This window comes from Pseudonocardia sp. WMMC193 (genome assembly GCF_021728735.1).
GTDB classification, from domain to species: Bacteria; Actinomycetota; Actinomycetes; order Mycobacteriales; family Pseudonocardiaceae; genus Pseudonocardia; species Pseudonocardia oroxyli.
Genome location: NZ_JAKKDO010000003.1, coordinates 4,165,681 through 4,188,452 on the forward strand (window position 1 = coordinate 4,165,681; position 22,772 = coordinate 4,188,452).

A 22,772-nucleotide genomic window follows, 5' to 3' on the forward strand; every position below is an offset into this window, starting at 1 on the left:
GGCGGGCGCATGGCAGGGGCGACCGCTCGCGGGACCGGGCGGCGGCTCGCCGACCCGGCATTAATTAACGTTCATTCACGACGCTGGGGAAGGTAGTCTGGCCGCGTGGTGAAGTCAACGGCGGTCTCCCCGCAGGCGGTGCAGGACGCGGCCCGCGACCTGTTCGCGAGCCAGGGGTACCGCGGCACGTCGATGAAGGACATCGCGCAGGTCCTGGCGGTGTCCGCACCGAGCCTGTACAACCACGTCCCGTCCAAGCAGGACCTGCTCTACGGGATCATGAACGTCGCCATGGACCGCGCCCTGGCCGCACTGGCCGTCGCGCTGGAGGGCGTCGCGGACCTGGCGGACCAGCTCCGGCGGGCCACCGAGGTCACGGTGCTGGACTTCCTCGAGAACCCGGCCGAGGTCACGGTGTGCAACACCGAGATCCGCAGCCTGGACGAGCCGTACCGACAGGCGATCATCGACAAGCGGGACGCCTACGCGGGCCGGCTGCTCACCATCGTCGAGCAGGGGTGCAGTGCCGGCCTGTTCGATGTCGTGGAGCCGCGGGTCGCGTCCTTCGCCATCCTGGAGATGGGCAACAACGCGAAGGCCTGGTTCGACCCGCGCGGCACCTACAGCGCGCAGGACGTCGCCGCGCTCTACGGCGACTTCGCGCTCCGGATCGTGGGCCACCGCGGCCCGGGGGTCGGTCAGGGGCGGGCGTAGCGGCGCACGCCGTCGACGAGCTCCGAGCGCAGCAGGGACCGCACCACCAGCAGATCCAGGTGGGCCTTGGTCTCGAGCACGGCCAGCATCCGGTTCACCGGGGAGAGCCCGCTCAGCGGGCGGGCCCGCCTCGTCCACACCAGCCTGCCCGCGACCTCGTGCGCCGTGGCGCCCTCACCCGGCAGGACGGCGAGGAGGGTGGACTCCAACCGGTCGTCGTGGTGGGCCAGCAGCGCGTCCACCCGGTCGTGGACGCTCCGGGTGACGTGCCCGTGCGCGGGCAGCAGCCGCGTGTCCGGGAGCGCGCGCACCAGCTGCAGCGAGCGGATGTACTCGCCCAGCGGCAACGTGGGCGGGGCGGGCTCGAAGCCGATCGACGGGGTGATGTGCGGCAGGACGTGGTCCCCCGCGAACAGCATCGAGCCCGCGGCGTCCCGGAACACCAGGTGTCCGGCCGTGTGCCCGGGCGTCGGGAGGGCGTCGAGGACCCGCGCCCCGGCCCGGACCGGGCCCTCGTCCACCCAGTGGTCCGGGTCCTCCCAGATGGACGCGGGCAACGGGTCCTCCGCCGGGGCGAGCTCGGCCGCCAGCGCGCCGGCCCCGCACTCGACGAGCATGTCGAGCTGGGTCCGGAGCATCCCCCGCGCGGGGTCGGCGACCAGCCGCAGCGAGGCCTGCTCGCCGCGCCCGAGGTGGAGCTCGAGCCCGGTCTCCCGACGCAGCGCCACCGCCAGCGTGTAGTGGTCCCGGTGCACGTGGGTGACGAGGATCCGCCGGACGTCCTGCACACCGTGGCCGAGGGCGGCGAGCGCGCGCACCAGGTCCGCACGGCTCGCCGCGCTCGCCTCGCCCGAGTCCACCAGCGTCAGCCCGTCCGGCCCCTCCACCGCGTAGACGTTGACCGAGTGCAGGCCCTCGTCCGGGAGCGGGAGGGGGATCCGGAAGACCCCCTCGGTCACGGCGTAGACCCCCGGCGTGTGCCAGGGCACCGCCGGGTCCGCCTCCTCGAGGGAGGAGAGCAGCTGGTCGTCGACGACGTCGATCACGAAGGGGTCTCCCAGGGTCGGGGTGGGGCTCAGACGGACAGGCCCAGCGAACGCGCTATCAGCATGCGCTGCACCTCGGAGGTCCCCTCACCCACGGTCAGGATGCGGGCGTCCTGGTAGTGGCGGGTGCTCGCCGTCTCCTCGATGAAGCCGTAGCCCCCCTGCAGCTGGGTGGCGACGGAGGCGGCCTTGACCGCGGCCTCGGACGCCACCAGCTTCGCGGTGGCCGCTGCCTCCTTGATCGGCAGGCCGTGGTCGTACTTCCACGCGCCGTCGTAGGTGAGCGTGCGCGCGGTGGCCGCGAGCGCCGCGATGTCCGCGACCTGGAAGGCCACGCCCTGATGGGCCCCCAGTGGCCTGCCGAAGGAGGCGCGCTCCTCCACGAAACGCAGAGTGTCCGCGAGACACCCGGACGCGAGTCCGGCGCTCATCGCGGCGATCGGCAGCCGCGCCCAGGTCAGGAACTCCAACACGTCCCGGTAGCCGCGGCCGGGCTCGGACAGCAGCGCCTCGGCGGGGACCCGCACCTCGTCGAAGAACAGCGGGTGGGTGTCGGAGGACCGCCAGCCCAGCTTGGGGTAGCGCCCACCCACGGTCACGCCCGGCGCGTCCAGGGGGACCAGGAACGCCGAGACCGGGGGCCGCCCGTTCGTGTTCTCCCCGACCGCGCACATCAGGATCACGTACTTCGAGAACGGGGTGCCCGAGTTGGTGATGAACTGCTTGGCGCCGTTGATGATCCACCCGTCGCCGTCCGGCCGGGCCGTGGTCGCGATGTTCCCGGCGTCCGACCCGCCGGAGGGCTCGGTGAGCCCGATGGAGATGAAGGTCTCGCCGGTCGCCGCCGACGGCAGGATCTCGCGCAGCAGCTCGGGGCGGTCCTTCGCGAGGTGCTGCAGCAGTGCGGCGCAGATCGTCTGGACGTGCACGGTGACGGCCAGCGAGGAGTCGACCGTGGCCAGCTCCTCGACGGTGAGGCACAGCGTGCGCAGGTCCGCGCCCGCCCCGCCGTACTCCGGGTCGACGAGCAGCCCGAACATCCCCAGCTCGCCCGCCCGGCGCACCAGGTCGGGGTCGAAGCGGGAGGCGATGCTGCGCTCGGCGGCGCCGGGCTCGACCCGGTCGGCCACGAAGCGGCGCACGGTGTCCCGCCACTGGAGGTGCTCCGACTCGAAGGCCCACGGCAGCTCGAAGCCGCCCGTCAGGGACCCGCTGGTGGTGGGCCCGGCGTAGGTCGTGGTCATGTCGTTCTTCCGTTCCCGAGTAGTCACTCGTCCGTCTGCGGTGGTGGTCAGGCGCCGCTGACCCGCTGCCCGTCGGTCCAGTACCGGTCCCGCAGCGACTTGCGCAGCAGCTTGCCCACCACGCTCTTCGGCAGCGGGTCGGTCGTGAAGGCGACCCGGCCCGGCTTCTTGTAGGACCCCGCCCGGTCCCGGACCAGGTCGATGATCTCCTGTTCGGTGACCGTGGCGTCCTCGGCGACGGCGCACATCGCCATCGGGGTCTCGCCCCACTTCTCGTGGGGGACGGCGAACACCGCCACCTCGATCACCTGCGGGTGGTCGTTGATGATCGTCTCGAGCTCCGCGGGCCAGATGTTGAACCCGCCGGAGACGATCATGTCGTCCGCCCGGTCGAGGATGTACACGAAGCCGTTCTCGTCGATCCGACCGATGTCCCGGGTGCGGATCCAGCCGTCGACCAGCCGCGTCCCGGTGAGCTCCGGGTCCCCCCAGAACTCCCGCATCTGCCCCTCCACCTGGGCCCACAGCTCACCCTCCGCCCCGAGGGGGAGGACGGTGCCCTCCTCGTCCCGCACCTGCACCCGGGCGAAGGGGAGCACGCGGCCCGCCGACCGCATCGGCGTCGACCCCGCGTGCTCGCCGAACCACTCGGCGGGGGTCATCACCGTCAGCGGGACGGCCTCGGTCTGGCCGAACACCTGATAGAAGACGTCTCCGAACACCGCCCGCCCGGCGAGGGCCGTCGCGTCGGTGATCGGCGCGCCGCCGACGAGGATGCACTCCAGGGCGGGCAGGTCCCGCTCGCTCGCGGTGGGATCCGCCGCGAGCATCTGCACCATCGACGGGGGCGCGAACATGTGGGTGACGGCGTGCCGCTCCATCAGGTCGAGCACCTTGCCCGGCTCGAACGCCCCGAACAGCAGGTTCGTGCTGCCGTGCAGCCAGGCGGGCAGGAACAGGTAGCCCGACGCGTGGGAGATCGGCCCCGCGTGGCCCACCACGCTGCCCCACCGCAGGTTCGGGAGCCGGTAGAACCAGTTGCGACAGTTCACCAGCCAGTCGTGCTGGGTGTAGCCGATCCCCTTCGGCTTCCCGGTCGTGCCCGCCGAGTGCCGGATGATGTACCAGGCGTCGGAGTCGACGTCGATCTCCGGATCGACGTCCGACTGGTCGGCGAGCCACTTCTCGTAGCCGTCGTCCCGCACGACCACGTGCGCCACGCTCTCCACCGTGCTCGGCAGGTCGACCACGGTGTCGGCGTAGGCCTGATCGGCCAGGACGACCTTGGTGCCGGTCTGGCCGACCATGTGGGCGTGCGACTCCGCGGAGTTGCGGGCGTAGAGGGGCACGCGCACCGCACCCGCGATCGCCGCGCCCAGGAACAGGTCCGCGGCGGCGAGGGTGTTGTCCTCCAGGCCCGCGACCCGATCCCCCGGTTCGATCCCGAGATCGCGCAGTGCGTTCGCCAGCCGCACCCCGCGGGTCCACATCTCCCCGAAGGTGAGGGTGGTCTCCTCGGTGATCACCGCGATCCGATCCCTGTGGAACGCCGTCGACTGGCGCATCATGCTCGGAACGTCCATCGCTGCCTCCTCGCCACTCGCCGCCCCGGCTGCTCTGCCGGAGGTGAGGACGAGGCTAGGAACGCCGCCCCCTCGGCGACACCCTCGATCGTGGGTGACCCGCCGGTCGGGCGGCTCAGGGCATCAGGCCCGCGCCCCGGGCGCGGAACACCGCCTCGCCCCGGGTCGCGCTGTCGAGCTTGTGCATGGCGCTCTTCAGATAGGACTTCACGGTGTACTCGGTGAGCCCGAGCCGCTCGCCGATGCGGCGGTTGCCGTACCCGAGCGCCACCTCGGTGAGCACGTCGAGCTCCCGCCGGGACAGGTGGACCTGCGGCTCGGGTGCGTCGTCCGGCGAGGGCGCCACCCCCGCCACGACCTCCCGGAGCCTGCGCCGCAGCCCCGGGTCCGCGATCTCGTCCGCGATCGCGGACAGCGCGGCCGCGAGCTCGCGCGGGTCGGCGCCACCGGGGGCGGCGCGCTCGATCACGGCGGCGCGACCGCCACCCGCCCGACCGACCAGGTCCACGGCACGGTCGATCAGCCGCTGCCCGAAGGCGGTCGACCGCCGTGCGGCGCCGTACACGACCTCCGCCACCCGCCCCGATCCGTCGAGGACCGGCACCGCGAGGATCGCGCGCAGCCCCTCCGCGGCGACCTGCCGGTCGAACTGGTGGGTGATGCCGCGCGCCGCGGAGTAGTCCTCCACGAACACGGGGCGCCGCAGGGCGATGCACCGACCGCCGAGGCCGTGCCCGTGCAGGCTGCGCACATCCCGCAGGTGATCGGTGCGGGCACCCTCGAACCGGTCGAGGACGAACGTGCCGGCGCGCGGATCGACCGTCGCGGCGAACGCCACGTCCACCCCGTCGAGCCTCGTGAGGGCCCGCAGGACGCCCGACGGCGGGGTCTGGGGGGCCACCGGCGCCTCCTCGCGCAGGTCGAACAGTGATGCCGGACACTAGCACGCGACGCGCCGAATTTCTGTTCGTGGCTAGAATTCCTAGAGGAAGATCGAGGGGGACTCGGGTCGGCGCCTGCCGTGCTCGGGCCCCAGCACGTCGGGTTCGGGGGTGGACAGCGCGGACCGCAGGAACCGCCGCATCACCGGCGAGTCCTCGTCCGGCCGCCAGAGCGCGGCCGTCTCCACCACGGCCGTGTGCCGGCGCAGCTGTCGGGCCACGAGCCCCTTCCAGGCAGGCCCCACGTACTGCGCGGGCAGCAGGGTGACCCCGACGCCCGCCTCGACGAGAGCGAGCGCGTGCATGATCGAACCCGCCTCGTGGCGGGCCCCGACGGTGCGCCCGTCCCCGGCGACGAGCCTCCAGACCGCGCGGGCGTGGGCGGCGAACCCCTCCCCGGCGGAGTCGGCGAGCACGACGCGCGGGCCCGCCAGGCTCGCGAGGTCGACCCGCTCGTCGGACGCGGCCGGGTGCCCCTCCGGGAGAACCGCGACGAGCGGTTCCCGGGCGACCACCGCCACCTCCAGCCCCTGGGCCCGACCGTGGACGTGGCGGGTGCCGCCCGGGACCGCGGGCGGGAGGTGCAGGAGCCCCGCGTGGGCCTCGCGATGGTGGACCCGCTCGACCACGTCGACGTCGGTGACCTCGCTGAGCCGGAGGTCGACGTCCGGCCCCAGGGTCGCGCTGCCGGTCAGGTGCGGCAGCAGCCGCGGCGAGACCGTGTGGCCGACGACCACCCGCAGCGCTCCCCGCGTTCCCGAGCCGACGGCCCGCACCATGTCCGAGGTCGCCGCGAGGTCCGCCAGGTGCCGACGGCTGCGTTCGGCCAGCAGCCGCCCGGCCGCCGTCAGGGTCACGCCCCGCCCGTGGCGGACCAGCAGCGCGGTGCCCAACTCGCGCTCGAGGGCCTGCAGACGCACGGTCAGCGGCGGCTGGGTCATGTGCAGCGCGGCGGCGGCCCGGCTGATCGAGCCCTCCTCGGCGACGGCCAGGAAGCACTCCAGATCCCGCAGATCCATACGCTGACGCTATACGAGTACTCCCGAATCGGTATTGGACGAATGAATCGGCCGTCCATAGCCTGTCTTGTGAGCTGAGGCACAGAGTTGCCGGACGACATCGCACCCCAGAGACGAGGCGGCGTGAGCGCAACGCAGGACAGTCCCGAACAGATCCTCAGCACGGACGTGCTCGTCATCGGGAGCGGCCCGGCCGGAGCGTCCGCGGCCCTCTTCCTGGCGACCTACGGCGTGGACCACATCGTCATCACCAAGTACCGCTGGACGGCCAACACCCCCCGCGCCCACATCACCAACCAGCGGACGGTGGAGATCCTCCGCGACATGGGGATCGAGGACGACATCCGGGCGCAGGGCACGCCGTCGACCCTCATGGGCGACACGGTGTTCTGCACCAGCCTGGTCGGCGACGAGATCGGCCGGGTGCGGACGTGGGGCACGCATCCGGCCCGGCGCGCCGACTACACCCTGGCCAGCCCGTCGGACAACTGCGACCTCCCGCAGACCCTGCTCGAGCCGATCCTGATCGGCCACGCCGCCGAACGCGGCAGCCGCATCCGGTTCGACACCGAGTACCTCTCCCTCGCCCAGGACGACGAGGGTGTGACGGTGACGGTCCGGGACCGGCTGTCCGGACACACCTACGCGATCCGGGCCAAGTACGTGATCGGCGCCGACGGCGGCCGCAGCCAGGTGGCCAAGGACGTCGGCCTGCCGTTCGAGGGCCGGATGGACCTCGCGGGCAGCATGAACATCGTGTTCCACGCGGACCTGACGAAGTTCGTGGAGCACCGGCCGAGCGTCCTGTACTGGGTGCTGCAGCCGGGCTCGAACATCGGCGGCATCGGGATGGGCCTGGTCCGGATGGTCCGGCCGTGGGACGAGTGGCTCGTCGTCTGGGGCTACGACATCGACCAGGCCCCGCCGGAGGTCGACGACGCCATGGCGACCAAGATCGTCCACGACCTCGTCGGCGACGACACCGTCCCGGTGACCATCCGCTCCACCTCGTTGTGGGGCAACAACAAGATGTACGCGACGCGCTACCGGGCGGGCAGGGTCTTCTGCGCCGGGGACGCCGTCCACCGGCACCCGCCGTCGAACGGGCTCGGCTCGAACACCTCGATCCAGGACTCCTACAACCTGGCGTGGAAGCTGGCCGCGGTCCTCTCCGGCGAGGCGGGCGAGGAGCTGCTGGACAGCTACGACGCCGAGCGCGCACCCGTCGGCAAGCAGATCGTGCTGCGCGCCAACAAGTCCATCGAGGAGTTCGGCCCCATCTTCGAGGCGCTGGGCTTCACCGACTCCGACGACCCCGCCGCGCAGCTGGCGAGCATGCGCGCCCGGTCGGAGGACACCCCGGAGGCGGCCGCGCAGCGGATCGCGCTCCGCGAGGCCCTCGAGCTGAAGGACTACGAGTTCAACGCCCACGGCGTGGAGCTGGGCCAGCGGTACCGCTCCGGCGCGGTCGTCGGCGACGACACGCCCGAGCCGGAGCACGACCGCGACCCGGAGCTGTACTACCACCCGACGACCTGGCCGGGCGCCCGGCTGCCGCACTGCTGGCTCGGGCGGGGCGGCCACAAGGTGAGCACGCACGACATCACCGGCAAGGGCCGGTTCACGGTGCTGACCGGCATCTCCGGGCAGGCCTGGGCCGAGGCCGCCGCGGGGGCCGCGCGGACGCTCGGCATCGAGATCGACGCCCACGTCATCGGTCCCGGCCGCGAGTACACCGACGTGTACGACGACTGGGCGCGGCTGCGCGAGGTCGCCGAGTCCGGCGCGGTGCTCGTCCGGCCGGACGCGCACGTCGGGTGGCGGGCCCACGAGCTGCCCGCCGATCCCGAGAAGTCGCTCACCGAGGCCCTCGCCCAGCTACTCTCCCGGTCCTGACCGCGCACCGAGAAGGAGGCACCTCCGTGGTGACGAGCTTCGTCCGCACAGTCCACCCGGCCCGGATCGTGTTCGGCCGCGGCACGCTGGAGACCGTCCCCGAGGAGGTGGAGCGGCTCGGCCGCACCCGGGCGCTGGTGCTCGCCTCACCGGAGCTCGCCGAGCTCGGGGACCGGGTCGAGAAGGCCCTCGGGCCGCTCGCCGTGGCCCGGTTCGACGGTGCCGCGATGCACACCCCGGTGGAGGTGACGACCACCGCGCTCGAGGTGCTGCGCGAGGCCGGGGCCGACTGCGTCGTCGCCGTCGGCGGCGGCTCCACCACCGGGCTGGCCAAGGCCCTGGCCGTCCGGACCGGGGTGGACCAGGTGGTGCTCCCGACCACCTACGCCGGCTCGGAGGTCACCCCGGTCCTCGGGGAGACCGCGGACGGTGTCAAGACCACCCGCTCGGCGCCGGAGATCCTGCCCGAGACCGTCGTCTACGACGTCGAGCTGTCCGCGGACCTGCCCGTCGCGATGTCGGTGACCAGCGCCGTCAACGCGCTCGCGCACGCCGTCGAGGCCCTGTACTCCCCGGACGCCGAACCGGTCACCGACGCCCTCGCCCTCCAGGCGATCCAGCTGCTCGCCCGCGGGCTGCGCGCACTGCCTTCGGACCCCCGTGACCTCGACACCCGCTCGGACCTGCTGCGCGGGGCCTGGCTCGCCGGGACCTGCCTCGGCTCGGTGGGCATGGGCCTGCACCACAAGCTCTGCCACACCCTCGGCGGCAGCTTCGACCTCCCGCACGCCCCGACCCACACCGTGGTCCTCCCCCACGCCATGGCCTACAACGCCGACGCCGCCCCGGAGGCCATGCGGCGCATCGCCGAGGCGCTCGGGGCGGCGACCGGGCAGGACGCCCCGACCGCGGTGTTCGACCTCATCAGCCAGGCGGGCGGGCCGACGTCGCTGCGGGAGCTCGGGCTCGCCGAGACCGACCTCGACCGGGCGGCCGACCTGGCGAGTGCCACGCCGTACCCGAACCCCGCCCCGCTGACCCGGGACGGGCTCGCCGAGCTCCTGCGCCGGGCCTGGGCGGGCGAGCGCCCCGCGGGGGGCTCGACAGCGGCGGCGACAGCGGCGACGGCCCGCATCACCGAGCAGGTCGTCGAGAGCTTCGCCGACACGCCGGATCCGCGGCTGCGCCACCTGCTGACCGACCTCGTGCGGCGCCTGCACGCCTTCGCCGTCGACAACGACCTCACCCAGCTCGAATGGCAGTACGGCATCGACTTCCTCACCCGGGCGGGCCACATCACCAGCGACACCCGCCAGGAGTTCGTGCTGCTCTCGGACACCCTCGGGCTGTCCAGCGTGGTCGACCTGCTGACGAACTCCCGCACCCCCGACAGCACGCCGTCCGCGGTGCTCGGCCCCTTCTACGTCGAAGGGCCGCCGGAGCTGGCGCAGGGCAGCGACATCAGCCGCGGCGCCCCCGGCGTCCCGCTGTCCGTGGACGTCCTGGTCACCGACACCGCCGACCGGCCGGTGCCGGACGCGGTCGTCGACGTCTGGCAGTCCGACGACAACGGCTTCTACGACGTGCAGCTCCCCGACCTCGACGGCCCCGTCCTGCGCGGGCGGCTGCGCACGGACGCCGAGGGCAGGCTGCGGTTCCGGTCCATCCTCCCGTCGGAGTACCCGATCCCGGACGACGGGCCGGTCGGCGGCATGCTGACCGCGACCGGGCGGCACCCCTACCGGGCCCCCCACCTGCACTTCCTGATCCGCTCGCCCGGCCACCAGCAGCTGGTGACCCAGCTGTTCGTGCGGGGCGGGCGCTATCTGGACTCGGACGCGGTCTTCGGGGTCAAGGACGACCTCGTCGTCGACTTCACGCCGGTCACCGGCCCGGACGGCGAGGAGCGGCGCGAGCTCACCTTCACGTTCCGACTCGCCCCCGCCTGAGCGCCGGGGCGGCTCACGGCAGCACGTGGCCCGGTACCCGTCCTCCCGGCCCAGGCCGAGCCCACCGCCGACCACAAGGGGCTCGGGTCACGGAACGGGATCCGGCTCGACGGCGAGCGCGGCTCGGACCTCGACGTAGCGGCGGAGGAAGGCGTTCTCGTCGAGCCGCTTGCGGCGCATCCAGCCGGTGACCTCGGCGTTGCACTTGCTCGCGTTGCACGAGCGGCAGGCCGGGACGACGTTCTCGACGGTGTAGCGCCCGCCCCGCGAGATGGGCAGGACGCAGTCGCGCTGCGGAGCGTCGTCGAGCGCGCCGCAGTAGGCGCACCCGCCCCAGGCCTCGCGCAGCGCGGCCCACTGCGCGTCGGTCAGGTCGTTGACGGCCGCGGCCACCCGCCTGCGGCGCCGCGCGCCGATCCGGGCCTTGCGAGTCACCACCGCGGAAGTCTAGAACCGGCGGCCCGGATCGCGGGGCACACACGCCGGCCGGGCGTCGACGCGCGCACAATCGTGGCGTGGAGCAACGGCTGGGTGAGGTCGCGGGCATCGCCCACGCCGTCGTCGGCGCGGGCAGGCCGTTGGTCTACGTCACCGGGTGGCTCTCGCACCTGCAGCTGAGCTGGGAGGGGGCCGAGCGGGCCTTCTACGAGGCACTCGGCCGAGGACGGCGGCTCGTCCGGTACGACCGGGCCGGGTGCGGGCTGTCCCCTGCGACGGGCGGGCCGGCCTCCCTCCGGTCCGAGCTGGACCAGCTGGCCGCGGTCGCCTCCACACTGGACGAGCCGTTCGACCTGATGGGGACGTCGATGGGTGCCCCGGTGGCCGTGGCCTGGGCGGCGCGCCACCCCGCGACGGTCCGCCGCCTGGTGCTCTACGGCGGGTGGGCGCACGGCGCCGAGCTCTCCCCGCCGCCGGTGCGCGACCACGTCCTCGGGCTGATCGACGCCCACTGGGGTCTCGGCTCGGAGGTCCTCACCGACCTCTTCGCCCCCGACGCCGATCCCGCCACGCGGGCCGAGGCCGCGCGCTACCAACGCGCCTGCTCACCGGCCGCGACCGCCCGCGAGCTGCTGGAGCTCAGCTACTCCCTGGACGTGCGCGCCGACCTCGGCCGCGTCCGCGCCCCCACCCTGGTGATCCACCGGCGCGGCGACCGCGCCGCGCCCGTCGCGCAGGCCGAGGCCCTCGCGGCCGGCATCGACGGCGCCGAGCTCGCCCTGCTGACCGGTCGCTCCCACCTCCCCTACGCGGGTGACCGGGAGGAGCTCGTCCGCCGGATCCGCCGGTTCCTCGGACTCCCGCTCGGCAGGCGACAGGGGCTGACCGCCCGTCAGCGCGAGGTGGCGGCGCTGGTCAGCGCGGGCTGCACCAACCGGGAGATCGCGGAGCGCCTGGGGATCGACGAGCGCTCGGCCGAGGGTCACGTCGAGCGGATCCTCGTGCGCCTCGGGTTCCGCTCGCGCGCCCGGATCGCGGCCTGGTACGCGGCGGAAGTGGGGTGTTTCCCCGCCTGATCCGTGCGGGGCGGCGGCGCAGGCTGACCGGGTGACCACGATGTCCTACCAGGTGAACCCCGCCCGCGGCCGCTTCAACGCCGCCTTCTTCAGCGCCCTCGGCCCGACCCTCGAACGGAGTCTGCGGCCCTACAAGCAGGTGGTGTTCGCGGGCCTGCCGTCGACGGTCGTCGAGCTCGGCCCGGGGGTCGGTGCCAACGTCTCGTACCTGTCCCCCGGGTCGTCGCTCGTGGCCGTCGAGCCCAACCGGCCCATGCACCGCAGGCTGCGCGCGGCCGCCGAGCGCCACGGCGTGCGGCTCGACCTGCGCGAACGGACGGCCGAGGGCACCGGGCTGCCCGACGACGCCGTCGACTGCGTGATCTCCTCGCTCCTGCTCTGCACCGTGGCCGACCCCGCGGCGGTGCTGGCGGAGGTCCGGCGGATCCTGCGGCCGGGCGGCACGTACCGCTTCGTCGAACACGTCGCCGCACCCGCGGGCACCCCGACCCGCGTGCTCCAACGGGGGCTGCGCAGGCCGTGGGGCTGGACGTTCGAGGGCTGCTCGTGCGAGCGCGACCTGGCCGCGGCGGTGCGCGGCGGCGGGTTCGCCCGGGTCGAGGTCCGGCCCCATCGGCTCCACACGCCGTTCGTCACGTTCAACACGCAGATCTCCGGCGTCGCGCACGCGTGAGGGCTCTCGCGATTCGCGACGCTTGTCCCCTCTGTGTGCCGCCACGTAGGGTCGAACGCACCGCGCGACCGGTCGGACACCTCCGGTGACCGGTCTCGCGCCCCGGGCCCGACGTCGTGCCGCTCACCGCAGACACCGCGAGGTCCTCCGTGCCGTCCCGCCCGCCCCGCTCGCGCGCCCTGCCGCGCGTTCGCGGGGCCCGGGCGGTCGGGGTCACCGCCGCGGCGCTCGGCACGGCGGTCGCCGGACACGCCCTGGGCGGCGGGTCGCCGGGGGCCGCGGGGATCGCGCTGGCGGCGCTCGCGCTGGTCGCCCCGGCCTGGTGGCTCGCCCGCGACGAGCGCGGCTGGGAGCGGCTCGCCGCGGCGCAGCTCGCCCTCCAGCTCGTCGCCCACGCGGTGTTCGCCCTCCTCGAACCGACCGGGCCCGGGCACGCCGCGCACGACGACGGGGCGGGCCCGGGGCTCATGCTCGTCGCCCATCTCGCCTCCGCCGCCGTGGCGGCCGCCTGGCTGCGCCGCGGGGAACAGCGCGCCCGGGCCCTGGCCGTCCGCGCGCTGGCGATGCTGGCCGCGCTGGTCGCCGCCCTTCTCGTCGGCACCCGGCCGCGCACGCCCGCGGCGCGGGTCCGCCCGCGCCTCACCCCCGTCCTCGGGGCGGGCGCGCTCCTGCGCCACGCGATCGTCCACCGCGGTCCCCCGCTGCCCGCCTGAGCGACGACACCGACGGACGACCCCTCGTCCGCATCCCGGTGCGCCGCGACCCCGCACGCCCCTCCGCGCACGGAGGAGCGCCCCCACACCTCAGGCCAGGCAGGCCGCCCACGCCTTCCCCGTGCGCGCGGCCGCTCGCCGTCGCCCGCAGCTCAGGAGATCCGCCGTGTCCATCGTGTCCGAACCCGAGGAGACCACTCCTCCGCACGCTCCCACCCCGCCACCGACCACTCAGAAGGGAGCGTGGAAGGGGCTCGCGCGGCGCCTGCACTTCTACGCCGGCCTCTTCGCCGCCCCGTTCATCCTGGTCGCGGCGATCACCGGCGCGCTCTACGCGCTGGCCCCACAGCTGGAGCAGTGGGTCTACGCCGACCAGCTCACCACCGCCTCGACCGGCCCCGAGCTGCCGCTGGCCGTCCAGGTCGAGGCGGCGCTGGCCGTCGACCCCGGCGGTGAGCTCGACGCGGTCCGCACCGCACCCGAGCCCGGCGCCACCACCCGGGTGCTGTTCCACCGGGACGACCTGGGCCCGTCGCAGCGCTGGACGGTGTTCGTCGACCCCGTCACCGCCGAGGTCAGGGGTGAGCTCGCGACCTACGGCGGCTCGGGAGCGCTGCCGCTGCGCACCACCCTCAGCGAGCTGCACCGGAACCTGCTGCTCGGCGAGCCGGGCCGGATCTACAGCGAGCTGGCGGCGTCCTGGCTGTGGTTCGTCGGCCTCGGCGGCCTCGTCCTGTGGGTCGCCCGGTGGCGCACGAGGCGTGCGCGGCGGGTGGCCGACCTCCTCCGGCCCGAGCCCGGGGTCCGGGGCAGGCGCAGGCTGGTGGGTCGCCACGGCGCCCTGGGAGTCTGGCTGGTGCTGGGCATGCTGTTCCTCTCGGCCACCGGCCTGACCTGGTCGACCTACGCCGGCGCGACCATCTCGACGATCCGCGGCGAGCTCGGGTGGACCACGCCCGCGCTCGACACCGGCGCCGAGGACGCGGGAGAGCACGCGGGGCACGGCGGCGGGAGCGCGGCCGCCCCGCTCCCCGCGGTGGTGGCGGCCCCGGCGACGTTCGACCTCGTGCTCGCCGCCGCCCGCACGGCCGGTATCGACGCCGCCGCCACCGAGATCGCCGCGCCCGAGTCGGCCGGTGCCGCCTGGACCGTCACCGAGATCGAGGCGAGCCTGCCGACCGAGGCCGACAAGGTCGCCGTCGACGGCACCACCGGCGCGGTGACCGACGTGGTCCGCTTCGCCGACTGGCCCTTCATGGCCAAGCTGACGACCTGGACCATCGCCGCCCACATGGGCACGCTCTTCGGGATCGCGAACCAGCTCCTGCTGCTGGCCTTCGCGGTCGGGCTCGTCACGGTGATCGTGCTCGGCTACCGGATGTGGTGGCTGCGCAGGCCCACCCGGGGCGGGCTGCCCTCGCCGCTCGTCCCGCGCGGCCGGTTCCGCCTGCTCAGCCAACCCGCCGGCTTCCTGGTGGTGCTGGCCGCCGTGGCCATCGGCTGGTTCGCCCCGCTGTTCGGGATCAGCCTGGTCGCCTTCCTCGCCCTCGACGCGGCACGCGGCTACGCCGCCCGTGCGCGGTAAGTGGTGCCAGAGCACCACTTACCGCGCACGACAATGGCGGGATGAGCCTCGTCGAGCTGGTGGCCGGTCGCGCGCCCGGCCCGGGCGGCTGTCGGTTGGTGACGATCGACGGCCGCTCGGGCGCGGGCAAGTCCACCCTCGCGGAGCGGCTGGGCGCCGAGCTCGGTGCGCCGGTGCTGTCGATGGAGGAGCTCTACCCGGGCTGGTCGGGGCTGGCCGCGGCCGTACCCCTGGCCCGGGACTGGATCGCCGCGCCGCTGTGGCGCGGCGAGCCCGCGCGCTGGTGGCCGTGGGACTGGGCCCGCGGGGAACGCGGGTCCGCGCGGGTCCAGCCGGTGGCGCCGATCGTGCTGGTGGAGGGCTGCGGCTCCGGGGCCGCGGCGCTGCGGCCCTTCACCTCCACCGCGGTCTGGCTCGAGTGCCCCGAGTCCGACCGGGACCGCAGGCTGCGGTCCCGGTCGGACTGGTCGGGCTACGCGCCGCACGCGGCGGACTGGCGCGCCCAGGAGGATGCGCTCTACGCGCACCACCCGCCCCCCGACGTCACGCTGCGGTGCCCACCGCACGGCTCCGCAGCGTGACGACCGGGCCGGGCCTGCCCACCCCCCAGCGGGCGGGCCCGGCGGCCGGTCACGGCTGGGCCCGCCGCAGCAGCAGGTACGTCACGCCCCAGAGGACCACCGCCAGGACCGCGGGCACCAGCGCCAGCGCGGTCAGCGGCGGGACACCCGCCAGGAACGAGCCGAACGCGCCCCACCCCTGCCGCCAGGTCAACAGGGCCGCGCCGAGCCCGACCGCCAGGACCACCACGAGCGTGGCGACCCACATGCCCGCCTGGCCGAACCGCTTGAAGATCGCGCCCGAGACCAGCCCCAGCCCCGCCAAACCGAGGAACGGCACGGAGTAGACGAGCCACTGCAGGAACCAGTTCTCCTGCACCAGGTACGGCACGCCGAAGAAGGTCAGGTCGATCCCCCAGCCGCCGGTCAGCTCCTCGACCGCGCGCAGCAGGGTCAACACCAGCCCCTGACCGAACGCCTCCACCACCGTGAGCCCCGCGGCCGCGAGCAGGAAGTGCCTGCGCGTCACCGACAGCCCGAGCGCGAACGGGAACCACTGCACGACCGTGAAGGCCTGGCCGATCAGCACGAAGATGTAGATCGACAGGACGCCGCCGGTGATCCGCGGCTCGTTCGGACTCTCCGGGATCAGCGACCAGATCAGGAGGTTGACCACGAAGGCGGACCCCAGGATCGCCCACGGCATCCCGAGCGAGAGGCCCTTGTTCACGTTCTGGATCCGCGCCGCGGCCAGGACGCGGTGGCGTCGCAGGGGCGCGTCGAGGGCGAGGGTGCTCGTACTCATCAGACGGCCACCTTCCGGTCGTGGAGGTCGCCCCGCGCCTGCTGGGTCGTCCGCACGACCAGCTGCTGCAGGGACACGGGCTCGAACTCGAGGCCCTCGGCGCGCAGCCGCGGGTCGGGGCCCGCACCCTGGAGCGTCACGCGCAGGAAGCCCCCCAGCTGCTCGCGGTGCAGCTCGGTGTAGCCCGCGGCGAAGGCCTGCACCGCCGCCGTCGGGCCGGTGACGGTGACGGCCTGACCCCGCAGGACGTCCGCGTCCTCGTCGATCACCACCCGGCCGCGGTCGACGACGACGACGTGCTCGATCAGGTCGCTGACCTCGTCGATCAGGTGGGTGGACAGCACCACGGTGCGCGGGTGCTCCGCGTAGTCCGCGAGCAGCCGGTCGTAGAACAGCTGCCGGGCGACCGCGTCGAGCCCGAGGTAGGGCTCGTCGAAGAAGGTCAGCGGCGCCCTCGACGCGAGCCCGATGATCACTCCGACCGCGGAGAGCTGACCGCGGGAGAGCTTCTTGATGCCCTGCTTCGGGCGCAGGGCGAAGTCCTCGACCAGCTCGGCGGCGAAGGCCGCGTCCCAGCTCGGGAACAGGATCGCCGCGGCACGCAGCGCGTCCCGCACCCGGTAGCCGTCCGGGTAGCGCTGCGCCTCGCGGATGAAGCAGACCCGGTCGAGCACCCGCGCGTTCTCGTAGGGGTGCTCCCCCAGCACCTCGACCTGCCCGGCGGTCTCGATGTTCTGACCGGTCAGGATCTGCATGATGGTGGTCTTGCCCGCGCCGTTGCGGCCGAGCAGACCATGGATGGTGTTCTCCCGGAGCTCCAGGCTCACGGCGTCGAGCGCGGTGACGTCGCCGTAGCGCTTGGTGACCCCCCGCATCCTGACGGCAGTCATGTGTCGTCCCCCCAGACGTCGATCATCTTCTTGATCTGCTCGGCGTCCATGCCGAGCTTGCGGGCCTCCGCCAGCAGCGGGGCGATGTAGCCCCTCGCGAACTCCTCGCGGCGCCGCTCCAGCAGCTGTGTCCGCGCCCCGGTGCTGACGAACATCCCGATCCCCCTCCGCTTGTAGAGCACCCCGTCGGCGACCAACCGGCTCACGCCCTTGGCCGCCGTCGCCGGGTTGATCCGGTGGAACGCGGCCAGCTCGTTGGTCGACGGGACCTGACCCTCCTCCGGCAGCGTGCCGTCGACGATCGAGTTCTCGATCTGTTCGGCGATCTGCTGGAAGAGGGGCTTCCCGTCGTCCCTCACGGCGACCGCACCACCCGGTCCGGGTCCGTTGGTTCGTTACTCATGTAGGTAACCATGCAGCCACTGCACCCGCGATGTCAAGCGGCGGGACCGGTCAGCGGCGGCGCGCGACGCCGATCGCCACCCCGGAGGCGGCTCCGACCAGCAGGAACGCCACCGCGAGCGGCACGAGGAAGGCGCTCGGCCCACGGTCGTCGGCGAGCGCCGCGACGGCCGCTCCCACCGGCGGGAGCCACGGCTGCACCGCGGTGCAGAGCACCACGATCAGCCCGATGAGCAGCGACCACCCGATGCGGGCGACCAGCGGCCGCGCGACGAGCAGGCCCACCGCCGTGCCCGTCACCCCGGCGGCGAGATGGGCCAGCACCCCCTCGACGACATGTGCGGCGCTCGCCCCGGGGGCCACCACCGACCCCGCACCGACGGACAGCGCGGTGAGCAGGACGACCCCGGCGAACGCCACGAGCACGGTCCCCCGCACGACGGGCCCCGGCCCGCCCGCCGCGGCGACGGTCACGCTGCGCTGCACGGGGTCCTCGGTGTTCGCGACGGCCACCGCGAGCCAGGTCGCCACCGGGTAGAGCGCGAGCGACGAGGCCGCCCACGGGGCGGGCAGCGCGCCGGGATCGCCGCCGAAGAGCACCGCGAGCACCGCGAGCTGCGCCACGATCGGGATGAGCACCCGCTGCGCACGCCAGACGTCGGAGAGCAGGTAGCGGGCGACGGCGAACGAGGTCACGCCGGACCCACCGACACGACCGAGCCACCGCGCCGCAGCGTGGCGAGCAGCACGGCGTCGACCTCGCCGGCCGGGAGCGTGAGCCACGCCCGGTCCGCGTCGACCCGGCCGGGGAGGCCGAGCTCGACGAGCAGGGCCGCGGGGTCGGCCGCGCGCAGCACGACCGCCACCGCGGCCGCCGCGATCGGGCCGGTGTCCGCGTCGGCCGGCGCTGGGACCGACTCCGGGGTCAGCACGCCGTCGACCAGCCGTACGTGCCGCGCCCCGGGGATCCGGGCCGCGCGGCCGGTGTGGTCGGTGACCAGCACGGGCACGTCCAGGCGCGCCAGCAACACCGGCAGGCGGTCCGCGGCCGCACGGTCCAACCCCGCCCACGGCTCGTCGAGCACCACCAGCCCGGGGTCGCCACCGAGCGCCTGGGCGAGCCCGACCTTCTGTGCGTTGCCCTTCGACAGCCGCGCCATCGCCTCCTCGCGCGGCCCGGCGAACCCGAGCGCGTCCAGCAGCTCCGGTTCGGCCCTCGTGCCGCGGATCGCCGCGAGATGACGCAGGTAGACCCCCGCCGGCATGCGGAGCTGGGCGGGGAACCGGTCCGGCAGGTACCCGACGACGCGGGGGCGGCCCCGCACCCGTCCGGCGGTCGGGGAGGTGCACCCGGCCACGATCCGCAGCAGCGTCGACTTGCCCGAGCCGTTGGCCCCGGACAGGACCACCGGCCCGTCGAGGGCCAGGTCCACGCCCGCGAGCACGGGTGGGTTCCGTCGGTACCGCTTGTGGATCCCCTCGGCCCGCAGCACGCCCTCAGGCTGTCAGACGCCCCGGCGGGCCGTGCTCACAGCTCCCCGCGCCGGGCCGCGAGGGTCTCCGCGACCTGGGCGAGCTTCACGTTGAGGTCCTGGGAGGTCCGCCGCAGGATGTCGAACGCCTCCTGCGCGGTGATCCCGCGCCGCTCCATGAGGATGCCCTTGGCCTGGCCGATCACGTCCCGGCTGCGCAGCGCCTCGCGCAGCTGGGCCGCCTCCAGCTCCGCCGCCTCGCACGACTGGGTCGCCGCCAGTGCGGTCGACGCGTACGCCGCCAGCACGAGGGTCAGGTCCCGGTCCTTCGCGTCGAGCGCGCCCGGGGTCAGCGAGTACAGGTTCAGCGCACCCATGCGGGGCGTCTCACCCTGCGGGAACAGCCCGACGGCGAGCACCCCGCCCACCCCCAGCTCCAGGGCGGCGGGCGCCCACCGGGGGAACTGCAGCGCGTCGGCCAGCGCGGGCTCGTGCACCACGCCCAGCCCACCCTTGCGCGTCGCCGCCACGCAGGGCCCCTCGTCGAACCGGTACTGCAGCTCGTCGAGCCGGGTGGCCAGGGCGTCGGTCTCGACGGGGGTGCGGAAGAGATCCGCGGAGTCCCGGAGCGTCACGCTCACCAGGTCCGCCCCCGGCACGACGGCCCGCGCGGCGTGGACGACCTGGTGCAGCACCTCGGACACCGTCGAGACCCGCGACAGGCTCTCCCCGAGGCGCACGAACTCGTCCGCCAACGGCCCGGTGTCCGCACCGCCTGCGGCCACGAAGAGGTCGCGGTCCTCCGTCCACTCCTGCTCGGTGGTCACTCACATCCGCCCTTCGCTCGGCCCGACCAGGAATCGTGTCCTTCTCCGGCGACGACGGCAACCCGGTCAGCGCCGATGCTGACCCTGATAGGCGCTGCGGGCCCGGATCCGGCGCAGGACGAGCCAGACCACGACCAGCACGCCGACGACGAGCATCACCTTCGAGACGGGGTCGACGTATCCCTCGACCTGGTCCCAGTTCTCGCCCAGGACCCACCCGAGGCCGATGAACAGGCCGTTCCACACGGCGCTGCCGAGGGTGGTGAGCAGGGTGAAGCGCCACAGCGGCATCCTCGCCAGGCCTGCCGGGATCGACACCAGGCTGCGGATCAGCGGGACGCACCGGGCCAGCAGGACGATCTTGCCGCCGTGCCGCTCGAAGAGGGCGTAGCCCTTCTCCAGGTCCTTCTGGCTCGACAGGACGAACCACTTCTTCCCCGCCAGGTGGTGCAGGCGCTCGTAGCCCAACCAGGCCCCGACGCCGTAGAGCACCAGGGCCCCGAGTACCGACCCCGCGGTGGCGGCGGGCCACACCCAGAAGGCGTCGACGGCGCCGGTGCGGGCGCGGAAGCCCGCCAGCGGCAGGATCAGCTCGGACGGGATCGGCGGGATCACGTTCTCGAGGAAGATCAGGAACCCCACCCCGGCGGCTCCGAGACGGTCGACGATCGAGAAAATCCAGTCGGCCACGGGCTGCAGTTTGCCCGATTCGCCTGAAAGGTTCCTGAGGAGACGACGCGACCGACCCGTGAGTGGCGATAGTCGCCATGGCGACTATCGCCACTCACGGGGGATCAGGCGGTGGCGCGCTCGCGGAGGGACTTCGGCACGTCGAAGCGGGGGCCGTACTTGTCGCGGAACTCGTCCGCGCGCTTCACGAAGCCCGCGACGCCGCCGGGGTAGCCCTCGACGTACTGCACGACGCCACCGGTCCAGGCCGGGTAGCCGATGCCGAAGATCGAGCCGATGTTCGCGTCCGGCACGGTCTCCAGCACGCCCTCGTCGAAGCAGCGCTGCGTCTCGATGGCCTCGATGAACAGCATCCGCTCGGACAGCTCGTGCAGGTCCACGTCGTGGTTGGTGGCGTGGAACGTCGAGCGCAGGTCCTTCCACAGCCCGACGCGCTTGCCGTCGACGTACTCGTAGAACCCGGCGCCGCCGGACTTGCCCGTGCGGCCGAGGTCGACCAGCGTGTCGACGATCGCGTCCGCGGGGTGGGCCACCCAGGCGTCCCCGGCGGCGGCCTGGGACTCCTTGCGGATCTTCTGCGGCAGGGTGAGCGTCAGCTCGTCCATCAGCTGCAGCACCGGCGCGGGGTAGCCCGCCTGCGAGGACGCCTGCTCGATCGTCTGCGGGTCGATGCCCTCGGCCAGCATCGAGACGCCCTCGTTGATGAACGTCCCGATGACCCGCGAGGTGAAGAAGCCGCGCGAGTCGTTGACCACGATCGGCGTCTTGCGGATGCCCAGGGTCACGTCGAAGGCCTTGGCCAGCGTGGCGTCCGACGTCCGCTCGCCCTTGATGATCTCGACCAGCGGCATCTTGTCGACGGGCGAGAAGAAGTGCAGGCCGATGAAGTCACCGGGCCGCTCGATGCCGGCCGCGAGCTCCGTGATCGGCAGCGTGGAGGTGTTCGAGCACAGGAGCGCGTCCGGCTCGATCACCTTCATGGCCTCGCGGAAGACCTCCTGCTTGAGCTCCACCGACTCGAACACGGCCTCGATGACGATGTCGCAGCCGGCGAGGTCGTTGTAGTCGGCGGTCGGGGTGATCTTCTCGAGCAGGGCCTCACCCTTCTCCAGCGTCACCTTCCCGCGCTTGACGCCCTTGGCCACCAGGCCCTCGGAGTACGCCTTGCCCTTCTCGGCCGCCTCGAGCGAGACGTCCTTGAGCACGACCTCCCAGCCGGCCTGCGCGCAGACGTAGGCGATGCCCGCGCCCATCATCCCGGCGCCGAGCACGGCGACCTTGCGCGGCGTGTACTTGTCGTACCCGTCCGGGCGGGACTTGCCGCCGTTGATGGCCTGCAGGTCGAAGAAGAAGGCCTTGGTCATGTTCTTGCTGACCTGGCCGACGACGAGGTCGACGAAGTAGCGGCCCTCGATCCGCAGGGCGGTGTCGAAGTCCACCTGCGCGCCCTCGACGGCCGCGGCGAGGATGTTGCGCGGCGCCGGCATCGGCGCACCCTTGAGCTGCTTGCGCAGGTTCGCCGGGAAGGCCGGGAGGATCGCGGCCAGCTTCGGGTTCGACGGCGCCCCGCCCGGGATCTTGTAGCCGGGCTTGTCCCACGGCTGGGCCGCCTCCGGGTTCGCCGCGATCCAGGCCTTGGCGAGCGTGATCGTCTCCTCCGTGGAGGTGGCGAGCTCGTCGATGATCCCCAGCTCGAGGGCCTTCTGGGGCTTGAGCCGCTGACCCTGCGCGAGGACGTTCATGAAGCCGTTCGCGATGCCGAGCATCCGGGTGATGCGGGTGACGCCGCCACCGCCCGGGAGGAGCCCGAGGGTGACCTCCGGCAGCCCGTACACGACCCCGCGGGCGTCCAGCCCGACGCGGTGGTGACAGGCCAGCCCGATCTCCAGGCCGCCGCCGAGCGCCGTGCCGTTCATCGCCGCGACGACGGGCTTGCCGAACTTCTCCAGCCTGCGCAGCTGCGCCTTGACCTCGGTGACGTTCTCGAACACCGCCGGGCCGTCGTCCGGGCCCGCGGAGGACAGGTCGTCGAGGTTGCCGCCCGCGAAGAAGGTCTTCTTGGCGGACGTGATCACCACGCCGGTCAGCTCGTCGCGCGCCGCCTCCAGCTCGGTGATCACCTCACCCATGGCCTGCTTGTAGGCGTCGTTCATGGTGTTGGCGCTCGCGTTCGGATCGTCGAGCGTGACGATCGCGACGCCGTCGGAGTCCTTCGCCCAGCGGACTGCCTTGTCAGACACAGATTTCCC

At 73.5% G+C, this 22,772-nt stretch carries 22 protein-coding genes; 8 read left to right on the forward strand and 14 right to left on the reverse strand.

Annotated elements, in window-relative coordinates; genetic code table 11:
- Window positions 1-105 precede the first annotated feature (105 nt).
- The gene (locus tag L3X23_RS21570) at window positions 106-714 is read left to right on the forward strand and encodes a TetR/AcrR family transcriptional regulator (RefSeq protein ID WP_237194043.1); all 609 of its coding nucleotides are present in this window, start codon (window positions 106-108) and stop codon (window positions 712-714) included.
- On the opposite strand, the gene L3X23_RS21575 is transcribed toward L3X23_RS21570, so the two are convergent.
- The 5 genes from L3X23_RS21575 to L3X23_RS21595 all read right to left on the reverse strand — a co-directional run bounded on the left by L3X23_RS21575 (window position 699) and on the right by L3X23_RS21595 (window position 6,547).
- On the reverse strand, window positions 699-1,760 hold the full coding sequence (locus L3X23_RS21575; RefSeq protein WP_237194045.1) for an MBL fold metallo-hydrolase: 1,062 nt from the start codon (window positions 1,758-1,760) through the stop codon (window positions 699-701). The genes L3X23_RS21570 and L3X23_RS21575 overlap by 16 nt on opposite strands.
- Window positions 1,761-1,789: 29 nt before the next feature.
- Window positions 1,790-3,004: an acyl-CoA dehydrogenase family protein gene (locus tag L3X23_RS21580; RefSeq protein ID WP_237194047.1), complete on the reverse strand. Its 1,215-nt coding sequence runs from the start codon at window positions 3,002-3,004 to the stop codon at window positions 1,790-1,792.
- 47 nt (window positions 3,005-3,051) lie between these two features.
- Window positions 3,052-4,587, reverse strand: coding sequence for a class I adenylate-forming enzyme family protein (locus tag L3X23_RS21585; RefSeq protein ID WP_237194049.1), 1,536 nt, complete (start codon window positions 4,585-4,587; stop codon window positions 3,052-3,054).
- A gap of 115 nt (window positions 4,588-4,702) precedes the next feature.
- Window positions 4,703-5,488, reverse strand: coding sequence for a LuxR C-terminal-related transcriptional regulator (locus tag L3X23_RS21590; RefSeq protein ID WP_237194051.1), 786 nt, complete (start codon window positions 5,486-5,488; stop codon window positions 4,703-4,705).
- 81 nt (window positions 5,489-5,569) lie between these two features.
- Window positions 5,570-6,547 carry a LysR family transcriptional regulator gene (locus L3X23_RS21595; protein ID WP_237194052.1) on the reverse strand — a complete coding sequence of 326 codons (978 nt, stop codon included), beginning with the start codon at window positions 6,545-6,547 and terminating at the stop codon, window positions 5,570-5,572.
- 123 nt (window positions 6,548-6,670) lie between these two features.
- On the opposite strand from L3X23_RS21595, the gene L3X23_RS21600 reads away from it, so the two are divergent.
- Together L3X23_RS21600 and L3X23_RS21605 are read left to right on the forward strand one after the other, a co-directional pair.
- Entirely contained in the window at window positions 6,671-8,443 is a 1,773-nt protein-coding gene (locus L3X23_RS21600; RefSeq protein ID WP_237194053.1) for an FAD-dependent monooxygenase, read from the forward strand.
- 29 nt (window positions 8,444-8,472) lie between these two features.
- The gene (locus L3X23_RS21605) at window positions 8,473-10,392 is read left to right on the forward strand and encodes a maleylacetate reductase and hydroxyquinol 1,2-dioxygenase domain-containing protein (RefSeq protein ID WP_237194054.1); all 1,920 of its coding nucleotides are present in this window, start codon (window positions 8,473-8,475) and stop codon (window positions 10,390-10,392) included.
- An 87-nt stretch (window positions 10,393-10,479) separates the two neighbouring features.
- Here L3X23_RS21605 and L3X23_RS21610 read toward each other — a convergent pair whose 3' ends face one another.
- Window positions 10,480-10,830 (reverse strand): HNH endonuclease, encoded by a 351-nt coding sequence (locus tag L3X23_RS21610; protein WP_237194055.1) that lies wholly within the window; start codon window positions 10,828-10,830, stop codon window positions 10,480-10,482.
- 77 nt (window positions 10,831-10,907) lie between these two features.
- Between L3X23_RS21610 and L3X23_RS21615 the strand changes: the two genes are divergently transcribed.
- From L3X23_RS21615 to L3X23_RS21635, 5 genes are all read left to right on the forward strand, one after another.
- Window positions 10,908-11,906, forward strand: a complete 999-nt coding sequence (locus tag L3X23_RS21615) for an alpha/beta fold hydrolase (protein WP_237194056.1) — start codon at window positions 10,908-10,910, stop codon at window positions 11,904-11,906.
- Window positions 11,907-11,946: 40 nt separating this feature from the next.
- The gene (locus tag L3X23_RS21620) at window positions 11,947-12,579 is read left to right on the forward strand and encodes a class I SAM-dependent methyltransferase (RefSeq protein ID WP_237198089.1); all 633 of its coding nucleotides are present in this window, start codon (window positions 11,947-11,949) and stop codon (window positions 12,577-12,579) included.
- A gap of 149 nt (window positions 12,580-12,728) precedes the next feature.
- A complete protein-coding gene (locus tag L3X23_RS21625) occupies window positions 12,729-13,292 on the forward strand; it encodes a hypothetical protein (RefSeq protein WP_237194057.1) in 564 nt (187 codons plus the stop codon).
- Window positions 13,293-13,458: 166 nt separating this feature from the next.
- Complete coding sequence (locus tag L3X23_RS21630; protein WP_237194059.1) at window positions 13,459-14,877, forward strand: PepSY domain-containing protein; 1,419 nt, start codon at window positions 13,459-13,461, stop codon at window positions 14,875-14,877.
- A gap of 41 nt (window positions 14,878-14,918) precedes the next feature.
- On the forward strand, window positions 14,919-15,458 hold the full coding sequence (locus L3X23_RS21635; protein ID WP_237194061.1) for a (d)CMP kinase: 540 nt from the start codon (window positions 14,919-14,921) through the stop codon (window positions 15,456-15,458).
- Between the two features lie 49 nt (window positions 15,459-15,507).
- Here L3X23_RS21635 and L3X23_RS21640 read toward each other — a convergent pair whose 3' ends face one another.
- The 8 genes from L3X23_RS21640 to L3X23_RS21675 all read right to left on the reverse strand — a co-directional run bounded on the left by L3X23_RS21640 (window position 15,508) and on the right by L3X23_RS21675 (window position 22,763).
- Entirely contained in the window at window positions 15,508-16,242 is a 735-nt protein-coding gene (locus L3X23_RS21640; protein WP_237194063.1) for a hypothetical protein, read from the reverse strand.
- On the reverse strand, window positions 16,242-17,132 hold the full coding sequence (locus L3X23_RS21645) for an ATP-binding cassette domain-containing protein (RefSeq protein ID WP_237194065.1): 891 nt from the start codon (window positions 17,130-17,132) through the stop codon (window positions 16,242-16,244). Before L3X23_RS21645 ends, L3X23_RS21640 begins: the two co-directional genes overlap by 1 nt.
- Entirely contained in the window at window positions 17,129-17,491 is a 363-nt protein-coding gene (locus L3X23_RS21650) for a GntR family transcriptional regulator (protein WP_093084726.1), read from the reverse strand. Before L3X23_RS21650 ends, L3X23_RS21645 begins: the two co-directional genes overlap by 4 nt.
- Before the next feature lie 94 nt (window positions 17,492-17,585).
- On the reverse strand, window positions 17,586-18,230 hold the full coding sequence (locus tag L3X23_RS21655) for a hypothetical protein (RefSeq protein ID WP_237194067.1): 645 nt from the start codon (window positions 18,228-18,230) through the stop codon (window positions 17,586-17,588).
- Window positions 18,227-19,027 (reverse strand): ATP-binding cassette domain-containing protein, encoded by an 801-nt coding sequence (locus L3X23_RS21660; RefSeq protein ID WP_237194069.1) that lies wholly within the window; start codon window positions 19,025-19,027, stop codon window positions 18,227-18,229. The genes L3X23_RS21655 and L3X23_RS21660 overlap by 4 nt, the downstream gene beginning before the upstream one ends.
- 35 nt (window positions 19,028-19,062) lie before the next feature.
- Window positions 19,063-19,833 carry an ANTAR domain-containing protein gene (locus L3X23_RS21665; protein ID WP_237194071.1) on the reverse strand — a complete coding sequence of 257 codons (771 nt, stop codon included), beginning with the start codon at window positions 19,831-19,833 and terminating at the stop codon, window positions 19,063-19,065.
- A gap of 66 nt (window positions 19,834-19,899) precedes the next feature.
- On the reverse strand, window positions 19,900-20,523 hold the full coding sequence (locus tag L3X23_RS21670; protein WP_237194072.1) for a DedA family protein: 624 nt from the start codon (window positions 20,521-20,523) through the stop codon (window positions 19,900-19,902).
- A gap of 104 nt (window positions 20,524-20,627) precedes the next feature.
- Complete coding sequence (locus tag L3X23_RS21675) at window positions 20,628-22,763, reverse strand: 3-hydroxyacyl-CoA dehydrogenase NAD-binding domain-containing protein (RefSeq protein WP_237194073.1); 2,136 nt, start codon at window positions 22,761-22,763, stop codon at window positions 20,628-20,630.
- Window positions 22,764-22,772 lie beyond the last annotated feature (9 nt).

Coding starts and splice junctions, on each gene's coding strand:
- L3X23_RS21580 (WP_237194047.1), bottom strand. CDS start 3,004: ATGACCACGACCTACGCCGGGCCCACCACCAGCGGGTCCCTGACGGGC.
- L3X23_RS21585 (WP_237194049.1), bottom strand. CDS start 4,587: ATGGACGTTCCGAGCATGATGCGCCAGTCGACGGCGTTCCACAGGGAT.
- L3X23_RS21595 (WP_237194052.1), bottom strand. CDS start 6,547: ATGGATCTGCGGGATCTGGAGTGCTTCCTGGCCGTCGCCGAGGAGGGC.
- L3X23_RS21620 (WP_237198089.1), top strand. CDS start 11,947: ATGTCCTACCAGGTGAACCCCGCCCGCGGCCGCTTCAACGCCGCCTTC.
- L3X23_RS21635 (WP_237194061.1), top strand. CDS start 14,919: ATGAGCCTCGTCGAGCTGGTGGCCGGTCGCGCGCCCGGCCCGGGCGGC.
- L3X23_RS21640 (WP_237194063.1), bottom strand. CDS start 16,242: ATGAGTACGAGCACCCTCGCCCTCGACGCGCCCCTGCGACGCCACCGC.
- L3X23_RS21645 (WP_237194065.1), bottom strand. CDS start 17,132: ATGACTGCCGTCAGGATGCGGGGGGTCACCAAGCGCTACGGCGACGTC.